Genomic DNA, 11610 nt, shown 5'->3' on the forward strand with positions numbered 1-11610 from the left:
TAATTGATTTTTTTATTTTCAAAAGGATTAATGCGCTTCCAACCAATTTTTGCCAATTCCGATTTCAACATCTAACGGAACAGCCATTTTAAAAGCATTTTCCATTTCTTCTTTGATAATTGGTTTGATGATTTTTAACTCGTCTTTATGTGCGTCAAAAACCAATTCATCATGCACTTGTAACAACATTTTAGACTTGAAATTTTCTTTTTCAAAACGTCTGTAGATGTTTATCATTGCGAGTTTAATAATATCTGCAGCAGAACCTTGAATGGGCGCATTTACTGCATTTCGTTCCGCCGCATTTCGTACCACCGCGTTTCTAGAATTGATGTCTTTTAAATAACGACGTCTTTTTAAAACTGTTTCTACATAACCATTATCTCTAGCAAAATCGACCAAAGAAGACATGTAACTTCTTAACTTTGGATAAGTTTCGTAATAGGTGTCAATCAATTCTTTTGCTTCACTTCTAGACAAATCTGTTTGATTGCTCAAACCAAAAGCTGAAACCCCATAAATAATTCCGAAATTTACTGTTTTTGCATTACTACGTTGTTCGCGAGTAACTTCATCCAAAGGAACATTAAATACTTTTGCAGCCGTTGAAGCGTGAATATCTTCGCCGTTTTTAAAAGCTTGAATCATCGTTTCTTCTTCACTTAAAGAAGCGATAATTCGCAATTCAATTTGAGAATAATCTGCCGCTAATAATACATGATTTTTATCACGCGGAATAAATGCTTTCCTGACTTCTCGTCCACGTTCTGTCCGAATCGGAATGTTCTGTAAATTAGGATTGTTAGAACTCAATCGGCCAGTTGCAGCAACTGCTTGTGCATAGACTGTATGAATTCTTCCTGTTTTTGGATTTACTTCATTTGGCAGCGCATCAACATAGGTGCTTTGCAGTTTTTTATACTGACGAAATTCTAAAATATCTCTAATAATTTGATGCTCTTTTGCCAAGTAACTTAAAATATCTTCTGAAGTTGCATACTGACCCGTTTTGGTTTTTTTAGGTTTATCAACCAATTTTAGTTTTTCAAACAACACAATTCCCAATTGCTTTGGCGATGCTAAATTAAATTCTTCTCCAGCTTGTTCGTACACACTTTTTTCTAAACGATTAATATCTTTTGTCAACTCAGCAGACAATCCATTTAAAAATTCAGAATTGATATTGATTCCTTCAATTTCCATTGCAGTAAGTACAGAAACCAATGGAGTTTCAATTTCGTTAAACAATTTGGTGACATTTCCGCTTTCTAATTCTTTGGTAAAATGTTCTTTTAATTGCAAAGTGATATCTGCATCTTCTACCGCATATTCTGTTTGTTCTGCAATAGGAACAACACGCATTGTAAGTTGATTTTTTCCTTTTTTACCAATCAATTCTGTAATCGAAACGGGTTGATAATTCAAGTACGTTTCTGCCAACATATCCATATTATGGCGCATGTCTGGGTTGATTAAATAATGCGCAATCATCGTGTCAAACAATTTCCCTTTTACAGGCATTTGATAATTCGATAATACTTTAATATCATATTTTAAATTATGACCAATTTTTTCAATTTCTTCAGATTCAAAAAACGGGCGGAATTCTTCTAAAATAGTTGCTGTTTCCTCTTGGTTTTCTGGAAACGATACATAATATCCTTTTCCGATTTCGTATGAAAATGCGATTCCGATAAGCTCAACTTCCAAGGCTTTTAAACCTGTAGTTTCGGTATCAAAACAAACCGATGTTTGTTGCATTAATTTTTTTAGCAACATTTTTCTAGCCAAAGGCGAATCGATATGTTGGTAAAAATGATTGGTTGTTGCGATGGTTTTAAATCCTGATGCAACTTCGGCTTCAGAAACACTTCCAGTTCCTGGAGCAGCAAACAAATCGAATTGTCCATCTGCATTTGCATTCGAAGATTTTTTCACAACTTTTGGTTGTTCTTCAGTTTCTGATTCAGTAGTTTTTGTCGATTTTTCTACAGAATTTACTTTTTCTGCATTTTCAACAGCAAACGTTCTAGTAAAGTTGACCAATAAATTTCTAAACTCTAATTCGTTAAAAAGCGCTGTAACTTTTTCAATATCTGGTTGGTCGAGTTCAAAATCTTTCGCATTAAAAGTTACAGGAACATCCAACATAATTGTGGCTAACTTTTTAGAGAGCAAACCTAATTCTTTAGCACCTTCTACTTTCTCTTTCATTTTTCCTTTTAGCTCGTGTGTGTTTGCTAGCAAGTTTTCCATAGAACCGTATGCTGCTAAAAACTTTTTTGCCGTTTTTTCTCCAACGCCAGGTAAACCTGGAATGTTATCAGAAGAATCACCCATCATTCCTAAAAAATCAATGACTTGTAATGGATCTGTAACTTCAAATTTTTCTTGTACTTCCGGAACACCCCAAATATCATAACCACCACCAAAACGCGGTTTGTACATAAAAATATTTTCTGAAACCAACTGTGCAAAATCTTTATCAGGAGTTACCATAAAAGTTTGATATCCTTCTTTTTCTGCTTGTTTAGAAAGTGTTCCGATGACATCATCAGCTTCAAAACCTTCTTTTACCATAATTGGTATGTGCATGGCTTTTAAGATTTCTTGAATATACGGAACCGCAATTTTTATGGCCTCTGGAGTTTCGTCTCTATTGGCTTTGTAGGCTTCAAACATCTCTACTCTGTCTGCACTTCCGCCTTTGTCAAAACAAACAGCTAAATGATCTGGTCTTTCGCGTTTTATGACATCCAATAACGAATTCATAAAACCCATAATTGCAGAGGTATCCATTCCTTTGCTATTAATTCTTGGGTTTTTAATTAAGGCGTAATAACCACGAAAAATTAATGCAAAAGCATCTACTAAAAAAACTCTTTTTTGATCTGACATTGTAAAAATATTGAAGTGATAAATCTACAAAAACTTATGCGTTTAACGCCAATTATTTAAAATGCAATTTGTAAAAAAATGATGGATTAAAATCTTTTTGAAAGCTCTATGTAATCTAGCGGTAACAAGCATTAAAAAAAACGAAGTACATAAACCGAAAGAGAAATTTGTTTTTTAGTGGTTCATTAAAAAACAATTGATAATTGTAATTCTGATTTAAATATAAGAGAAATTTTAACACGACGTTAAAATTCATTCAGCAACTATCCGTTATATTTGTGAGATTTTTTTAAACAAGTATATATGTCGCGTTGGTTTATTCGAGTACTCATTATTTTACTCATAATTTTTGTTATAGAATTTTATGCTTTCCAAGCGATAAAAACCATTACAAAGAATAAAACCATTCGCTATTCTTGGTTGGTTGTTAGTTTGGCTGTGTACATAAATTTCTTTTACGTTTTTTTAACGTATGATAGAACTGAAGGTCAAACGTCGCAATTTCAATGGGCAGTTGGTTTTATGTTGACTGTTTTAATTCCGAAATTGGTCATCATTTTGGTGCTTTTTGGGGAAGACATTTATAGATGGATTTTAAAATTGTTTTCTGCAATTTCAAGCAATGAAACGCGTCCATTAGCGAGTAGAAGAAAATTTATTTCTCAACTCGCTTTAGGCTTGGCGGCAATTCCATTTGCTTCCTTTATTTACGGGATGATTCAAGGAAAATACAATTACAAAGTCTTAAAATACCAATTGCGTTTTAAAGATTTACCTGAAGCATTTGACGGATACACGATTACTCAAATTTCAGACATTCATTCTGGGAGTTTTACCAACAAAGAAAAAATACAATATGGTGTAGATTTAATCAATCAACAAAAATCGGATTTGATGTTGTTTACAGGTGATATAATAAATAATAAAGCACATGAAATGGACAATTGGATTGACGTTTTTGATAAATTAGAAGCCAAAGAAGGAAAGTTTTCAATTTTAGGAAACCATGATTATGGAGATTATAACGATTGGGAAAGTTCAGCAGCGAAAGCAGCAAATTTTGAAGCAGTAAAAGATGTTCATCAAAAAATTGGTTTCGATTTGTTGTGCAATGAAAACAGGTATTTAGAAAAAAATGGACAAAAAATTGCGTTGATTGGTGTAGAAAATTGGGGAAAAGGATTTAATCAAGCTGGAGATTTGCAGCGAGCGGCTACTGGCATCCAAAAAGAAGATTTTAAAATATTAATGTCGCACGATCCAAGTCATTGGGAATATAAAGTAAAAAACGATGATTTTAATTATCAACTCACGTTAAGTGGACACACACATGGTTTGCAAATGGGAATTGAAATTCCGGGTTGGATAAAATGGAGTCCATCAAAATATGTGTATAAACAATGGGCTGGTTTGTATCAAGAATTTGGAAGATATATCAATGTAAATCGCGGATTTGGATATCATGCTTTTCCGGGTAGAGTTGGAATTTGGCCAGAAATTACTGTTATTGAATTGAAAAAAGCTTGATAATCAGTAGATTTAATCAAAAATGTTATATTTGTAATATAACAAATAGTTGACTAATATGTTTTTCCCCCTAAAACTTATGGATTATGACAAAATTTGGAGAGTTAATTAATGTAAAAAAACCAGTTTTAATAGACTTTTATTTTGATTGGAACGATGAAGAAAACAACCTTGATACGTTGAAGGATGTAGCTGCTGCGTTAGGAGATAAAGCGAAAGTGATTAAAATAGATATTAAAAAGAACGAAATTCTTGCAGATACGTTGCGTGTAAAAGGAAATCCAACTTTTATGATTTATAAAAATGGCGAAATGAAATGGCGCCAAACGGGTGAGCAAGATGCCAATACTTTGATTGGTTTGGTGCAACAATACGTTTAAGCAATTGTTTTAAAAACAAATCCTTTCTCAGAAAAATAGTCCAACACTTTTGGCAATACGTATATTAGTTTTTCTACTGCTTTTTTGCTGTCATGAAAAACAATAATGCTTCCGTTTGTAGTGTTTTTTAATACGTTTTCTAAGCATTTCTCTTTAGAAATAGAAGTATCAAAATCTGCACTCAACACATCCCACATAATAATTGTATAGCCTTTTTTTAGGATTTCTTTTGCCTGTGATTTTTTTATTTTTCCGTACGGCGGACGAAAAAGCTTTGAGCCTGGAGTTTTAGAGTTTGCAGATTTCTCAACAGAGCCTGTGCTGAGCGAAGTCGAAGTACTCGAAATGACATTCTCACACGAAACAACATTTTCTAAATAGTTAATTTTTTTATGCTTTAAACCATTTAAATGATTTTGCGTGTGGTTGCCAACAACATGTTTTTCTGCTATAATTTTGTTAAAAATTTCAGGATGATTTTGTATGTTTTTACCAATACAAAAAAAGGTAGCTTTTGCATTGTGCTTTTTTAATTTTGACAAAACAAATTCGGTGATTTCTGGTGTTGGACCATCATCAAAAGTGAGAAAAATTTCTTTTTTATCCGAAGAAAAACACCACGTATAATTCTTAAAAATTTGTTGAATTATGCGTGGCGTTTTTGTAAGATAAAATTTCATAAACTTACTCTTCCATTAAATGGTCAAATAACTTCATAGAACTCATAAAATCTTGCTGTAGTTTTTTAACATAGACAGTGTCTTTATCACTTGTAGCAACTTGTTCTAAAACACCTCTTTTATACATTAATAAAACGTTTTGTAATTCATCTATAATTACACTATTAAACTTGTTATCAAAAGTACTGTACCAAAGTAATTTTTGTTGCAGTATTTTAATAAGTGTTTCAGCAGTTTTTCTTGCTTTTTCTTGCTTGCCAATTTGATAGTAAATTTCTGGATATCCTAAAGCAATGCTATAATGATCAAATTTTTCAATTGGCATTTTTTCTAAAGATAAATCTAGAATTTCTTCTGCTTTTTCAAAGTTTTTTTCATCAGCAAAAGTTTCTGCCAAACGCAACATATTATTACGTAACGAGATGGCATTTTTACGTGTCTGCTCATCAATATAAATTTTACCACTATTGATGTTTCTCCATTCTAATTTCTGAATATTGTTGTACATTTTTTCAGAATCGATTCTTCCCATATCAAACATATTTCGCTCTCTAATCTTATTTCCAGCAGCATCAACTTCAATCATTGGTGTTTTTATTGGAACCAATTTAAATGCCATTCCGTCTAATTGTAAAAAATCTTTTAACCAAATATATTCTCCATCATCATTTGCGCCACCTGTAAAATAAATAGGTTGTTTCCAATCAAAATTTGCTAGAATGTCTAACATTAAAATTCGATTTTTCGTCAAGCCTCTTGCATCAACAGTAATGTCAATATAATCAACCATTTTATCAGCATCTTTTGCATCAACAATTCCGCTTTTTAATGCATTTTCTTTGTTGACAGGAATTCTAATTTTGTTGGTTGGGTATGTTTTTAGCTTTTCTTCTCCTGTATCATAATAAGTAACAGGATTGTCGCTTGCTATCCATCTCATAAAATTTTTAATTCCGATAATTGAATCTTTAAATTGAGGATGAGGTACATGATAGGCAACATCTAAAGAACCCGTTTTGTATTTATCATGCGTTAATTGCGATGGAATTGGCGGAGCTTCATACGTTGCTCTTTTCATTTGATCGATGTACCAATCTGTAGCAAATAAACTGGTGTTTACTAATTTAATATCTCTTCGAATTCCTTCTACTTCTTGCATATACCAAAGCGGAAAAGTATCGTTATCGCCAATAGTAAACATAATAGCATTGGGATCACAAGATTCTAAATAGGCTTGTGCGTTTAAACGAGTTGTATACCGATTAGATCTATCGTGATCATCCCAGTTTTCTGTTGCCATTAAAGTAGGAACAGCTAATAATGAAATTAGAAAAACTGAAGTTGCAATCATTTTTTTGTTTCCTAAATGTTTTAAATATTGATACAAGGCAAATACGCCAAAACCAATCCAAATAGCAAAAATGTAAAAGGAACCAACGACGGCATAATCTCGTTCTCTAACTTCAAAAGATTTTGGATTTGTGTAAAAGATAACAGCAAAACCGGTAAATGCAAAGAATAAAAAGAGGGCATAGAAATTTTTCTTATCAAATTTTATTTGATATAACAAGCCGATAATTCCTAGGATTAGTGGTAAAAAATAATATTTATTTCTTCCTTTATTTTCTTTAACATCGTCTGGTAAATTTTTTTGAGAACCCAATCTGGCTTCGTCAATAAAATTAATTCCGCTAATCCAGTTTCCGTTAAATATATCTAACTGTCCTTGTTTGTCGTTTTGTTTCCCCACAAAATTCCACATAAAATAACGCCCATACATATAACCAAATTGAAAACTGAACATAAAATGCAAGTTTTCTCCAAAAGTTGGTCTTCGTTTAGATTTTGCAGGAATGCCAACAATGGTTTTGTAATTTGCCTCTCTTTCCGGATCTACCATTCTTGGGATAAATCCTTTGTGTTTTGACGAATAATTAGGCACGGTGTTTTTGTAGTTGTTTACAATAACATATTTTTCGTTTTTTAAATCCTTTTCATATTTAGGTTTCCCATCTACATAAGGTTTGGTTTTATCTAAATCGTCTGTATTGTATTTGATAGAGTAATAGGTGTCGTAAAAAACATTGGCATCGCCATATTGTTCTCTATTATAATATGCTAGTAACTCTCTTGCGCTTGACGGATTATTTTCGTTGATAGTCGTATCCGCATTTGCTCTAATTGGCAACATTAACCACGATGAAAAGCCCATCATGATAAATAAAATAGATAAAATAAGTGTGTTTAAATGTACTTTATTGTTTTTGCGCGTATATTTTATTCCAAAGTAAAAAGCTGCAAGGAGTATAATTGCTGCAATAATACTTCCAGAATTAAATGGTAACCCTATTGAGTTTACAAAAAATATTTCTGTTGAACTGAAAAATTGTAAGGTGTACGGAAATAAAAATTTAAAGACAAAAGCTAAAATTATTACAGAAATAACGGTTGCAATTGCGGTGGTTTTTATGGTTATTGTATGATATGTTTTAAAGAAATACAATAGTACAATTGCAGGAATCACCAATAATGATAAGATGTGCACTCCAAATGATAAACCTACGACAAAACTAATAAGAAGTAACCATTTATTTCCTCTTGGTAAATGCATTTCGTTTTCCCACTTTAAACCCAGCCAAAACAAAACTGCCATTAAGAAGGAAGACATTGCGTAGACTTCCCCTTCTACAGCACTAAACCAGAAACTATCAGAAAAAGTATAGGCTAAAGCACCAACAACTCCAGAACCAAGAATAGCAATAGTGTTAGATAAAGATGATTCATCCTCTTTAGAGGTCATTTTTTTAGCCAAATTGGTAATGGTCCAAAACATAAATAAAATGGTAAATGCACTTGCTAAAGCAGACATAAAGTTCACCATTTTAGCAATTCCACTTAATTCGCTAGTAAACATTGCAAAAAAGGCTCCTAACATTTGAAATAATGGTGCCCCTGGCGGATGACCAACTTCTAATTTTACTGCGGTAGAGATATATTCCCCACAATCCCAAGCACTCACTGTTGGCTCTCTTGTTAAGGTGTATGTTGTTAATGCAATAGCAAAAATAACCCAACCAGTAATTGTGTTCCATTTTTTGTATGTAGAATCTGTCATCATTAAATTTAAAGATATGTGGCGAATTTAGTAATTTATAAGTAATTTTAAGTTTCTAGAAGATGGTAACTAGCAATTTAGTGTAATAAAAATTTGTTAAAAATAAAAAAACAAAGAAAATATTTGTAGTATTAAAAGTTTGAATTAAATTTGCAGCCGAAATTGGCCTATGGTGTAATTGGTAACACACCGGTTTTTGGTACCGACATTCAAGGTTCGAGTCCTTGTAGGCCAACAAAAAACCTCACTATCTATAGTGAGGTTTTTCATTTTATGTTTTTTATCTTTTAAATTAAGAAAGTAATAACTGGTTTTAAAGAGCTTTTAGAAAGACTTTTGCTAATGCTTTTGTTGAATAATCTAAAAAGTCCACTTCTTTCATGAGTAGAAAGCGCAATTAAATCGGCATTTATTTCTTTAGAAAAATTTAAGATACCATTTTCTACAGAATCATCATTGTATACATTAATAGAATGTTTAGGGTCTTGATAGGCGCTTAAAAAACTTTCCATTTTTTGTCTCGCCTTTTTTGTGCTTTTAAATCGATTCATTGTATTTACATTCAATAAATGTATTTTACTTTCAAATTTTTGTGAAAAATTTAATAAAACTTCGAAAGATTTTCTGTCTTCTTCATTAAAGTTAGATGCAAAAACCAATTCTTTAATATTAAAGTCTTGAGGGTCGTTTTTAACAACTAAAATGGGCGCTTTAGATTCGCGAACCACCCTTTTAATATTCGAGCTAATTAATAATTCGTCAAAAATTGTTCTCTCTTTAGAGCCCATTAGAATTAAATCAGCGTTTATTTTTTTGCTAAATTTTAAAATACCTTCAGCTGGTTTCTCAAAACGTATTGCATACTTCACTTTTGTGTCGGTGCTAAAAAACTCTTTTTTAAGCTTGCTGATTTTTTCTTTTATTTTTTGAATATAGAACATACTTTGTGGTATGCCAAAATTACTACCAGAACCCATGTCTACATGACCCTTTGGGAGTTCTAATAAATGTAAAAGATGTACTTCGATTTCGGTTTCATTTGTTATTTTTGAAACTAACTTCATTGCATACTCAGACTGTACAGAAAAATCTATAGGAACTAGAATTTTTTTCATCTTGAAAAATTTTAAAAAACACTACAAGAGGTTCATAAATATACAAAAAAAATATTTAACCCTAAGCTATTTGGGTATTTATTAATAAGTTAGTATATTTGCACCGAAAATAACGTAAAAGAAGAATGAAGGGGGCTATAAGCCCCTCTTTTTATATCAAAAATGAATAAAAAAAAAGTACAAGATTTATTAGAGGAAGCATTGGCAGAAAACCAATCTTTATATTTAATTGAATTGTCTTTTTTACCAGGAAACAAAATTCAGGTTGTCGTTGATGGTGATGAAGGAATTTCTTTAAGCGAATGTATTAGAATCAATAAAAGTATTGAGAGTAGCTTTGATAGAGAAGAAGAAGATTTTGCGTTAGAAGTTACTTCTCCAGATATTGCAGAGCCATTAAAAGTTAAAAGACAGTATCTTAAAAACCTTAATAGAATAATAACTGTTAAGTTAAATGATAAAAAAATTGAAGGAACTTTAATAGAAGTAAATAAAGAAGATATAGTATTGTCTTGGAAAGCAAGAGAACCAAAGCCTGTTGGTAAAGGAAAAGTGACTGTTGATAAAACAGAAAAAATAGCTTATCAAGATATAATTGAAGCAAAAGTGAAGATAATTTTTTAATAAAAGAGTTGAATGGAAAATATAGATTTAATTGATTCATTTTCAGAGTTTAAAGACAATAAAAGTATAGACAGAGTAACATTAATGTCTATTTTAGAAGAAGTTTTTAGAGCTGCACTGAAACGTAAATTTGGATCAGATGATAATTTTGATATCATTATCAATCCAGATAAAGGAGATTTAGAGATTTGGAGAAATAGAGTTGTGGTTGCAGATGAAATGTCAGAAGACGATAATGAAGAAATAGAACTAACTGAAGCTAGAAAAATTGAACCAGATTTTGAGATTGGTGAAGATGTATCTGAAGAAGTAAAATTAATTGATTTAGGTAGAAGAGCTATTTTAGCATTGCGTCAGAATTTGATTTCAAAAATTCAAGAGCACGATAGCACAAACATCTTTAAACAATTTAAAGATTTAGAAGGAGAAATTTATAGTGCAGAAGTGCATCATATTCGTCATAATGCAGTAATTTTACTTGATGATGAAGGAAACGAATTGGTATTGCCTAAAAGTGAACAAATTCGTTCAGACTTTTTTAGAAAAGGAGATTCTGTTAGAGGTGTTATTAAAACGGTAGAATTAAGAGGAACAAAACCGGCGATCATTTTATCAAGAACATCTCCAGAGTTTTTAGTGAAATTATTTGAACAAGAAATTCCAGAAGTTTTTGACGGATTGATTACCATTGAAGGTGTTGCAAGAATTCCTGGCGAAAAAGCAAAAGTAGCTGTAGATTCTTATGACGATAGAATAGATCCTGTTGGAGCTTGTGTTGGAATGAAAGGATCTCGTATTCATGGAATTGTTCGTGAATTAGGAAATGAAAACATTGATGTCATAAATTATACAAAAAACGAACAATTATATATAGCTAGAGCATTAAGTCCAGCAAAAATTGTTTCAATGGAAATCAAACCAGCAGAAGAGGTTATAGATGGTAAAAAAGGACGTGTAAATGTATTCTTAAAACCAGAAGAAGTTTCTAAAGCAATTGGTAAAGGCGGTGTAAACATTCGTTTAGCTAGTCAATTGACTGGTTATGAAATTGATGTGCAACGAGAAGGGATAGAAGATGAAGATGTTGAATTAACAGAATTTGGTGATGAAATCGAAGGATGGGTAATTGACGAATTGAAAAAAATAGGTTTAGATACTGCAAGAAGCGTCTTAGAAAAAGATGTAGCAGAATTACTGAAAAGAACAGATTTGGAAGAGGAAACAATTCTAGAAGTTCAAAGAATATTAAAAGACGAATTTGAAGATTAATA

General features: G+C 31.7%; 8 protein-coding genes and 1 tRNA gene. 5 read left to right on the forward strand and 4 right to left on the reverse strand.

What is annotated here, in order from left to right; genetic code table 11:
- Window positions 1–27 precede the first annotated feature (27 nt).
- Window positions 28–2898, reverse strand: a complete 2871-nt coding sequence (gene polA, locus KCTC32516_RS05325; protein WP_301402525.1) for a DNA polymerase I — start codon at window positions 2896–2898, stop codon at window positions 28–30.
- A gap of 303 nt (window positions 2899–3201) precedes the next feature.
- On the opposite strand from polA, the gene KCTC32516_RS05330 reads away from it, so the two are divergent.
- Both KCTC32516_RS05330 and KCTC32516_RS05335 read left to right on the forward strand, forming a co-directional pair.
- On the forward strand, window positions 3202–4425 hold the full coding sequence (locus KCTC32516_RS05330) for a metallophosphoesterase (protein WP_301402526.1): 1224 nt from the start codon (window positions 3202–3204) through the stop codon (window positions 4423–4425).
- An 86-nt stretch (window positions 4426–4511) separates the two neighbouring features.
- The gene (locus KCTC32516_RS05335; RefSeq protein ID WP_301402527.1) at window positions 4512–4805 is read left to right on the forward strand and encodes a thioredoxin family protein; all 294 of its coding nucleotides are present in this window, start codon (window positions 4512–4514) and stop codon (window positions 4803–4805) included.
- Here KCTC32516_RS05335 and KCTC32516_RS05340 read toward each other — a convergent pair.
- Window positions 4802–5485 (reverse strand): polysaccharide deacetylase family protein, encoded by a 684-nt coding sequence (locus tag KCTC32516_RS05340; RefSeq protein WP_301402528.1) that lies wholly within the window; start codon window positions 5483–5485, stop codon window positions 4802–4804. The two genes, KCTC32516_RS05335 and KCTC32516_RS05340, sit on opposite strands and share 4 nt — an antisense overlap.
- Before the next feature lie 4 nt (window positions 5486–5489).
- Window positions 5490–8603, reverse strand: coding sequence for a DUF2723 domain-containing protein (locus tag KCTC32516_RS05345; RefSeq protein WP_301402529.1), 3114 nt, complete (start codon window positions 8601–8603; stop codon window positions 5490–5492).
- Between the two features lie 160 nt (window positions 8604–8763).
- On the opposite strand from KCTC32516_RS05345, the gene KCTC32516_RS05350 reads away from it, so the two are divergent.
- Window positions 8764–8835, forward strand: a tRNA-Gln gene (locus KCTC32516_RS05350).
- A gap of 52 nt (window positions 8836–8887) precedes the next feature.
- Here KCTC32516_RS05350 and KCTC32516_RS05355 read toward each other — a convergent pair.
- Window positions 8888–9715 carry a universal stress protein gene (locus tag KCTC32516_RS05355; protein ID WP_301402531.1) on the reverse strand — a complete coding sequence of 276 codons (828 nt, stop codon included), beginning with the start codon at window positions 9713–9715 and terminating at the stop codon, window positions 8888–8890.
- Window positions 9716–9877: 162 nt separating this feature from the next.
- Here KCTC32516_RS05355 and rimP point away from each other — a divergent pair, with 162 nt between their 5' ends.
- Together rimP and nusA are read left to right on the forward strand one after the other, a co-directional pair.
- Complete coding sequence (gene rimP / locus KCTC32516_RS05360) at window positions 9878–10339, forward strand: ribosome assembly cofactor RimP (RefSeq protein ID WP_301402532.1); 462 nt, start codon at window positions 9878–9880, stop codon at window positions 10337–10339.
- 12 nt (window positions 10340–10351) lie between these two features.
- A complete protein-coding gene (nusA, locus tag KCTC32516_RS05365; protein WP_301402533.1) occupies window positions 10352–11608 on the forward strand; it encodes a transcription termination factor NusA in 1257 nt (418 codons plus the stop codon).
- Window positions 11609–11610: the final 2 nt, after the last annotated feature.

It is taken from the genome of Polaribacter huanghezhanensis (assembly GCF_030444335.1).
In the GTDB taxonomy this organism is placed as follows: Bacteria; Bacteroidota; Bacteroidia; order Flavobacteriales; family Flavobacteriaceae; genus Polaribacter; species Polaribacter huanghezhanensis.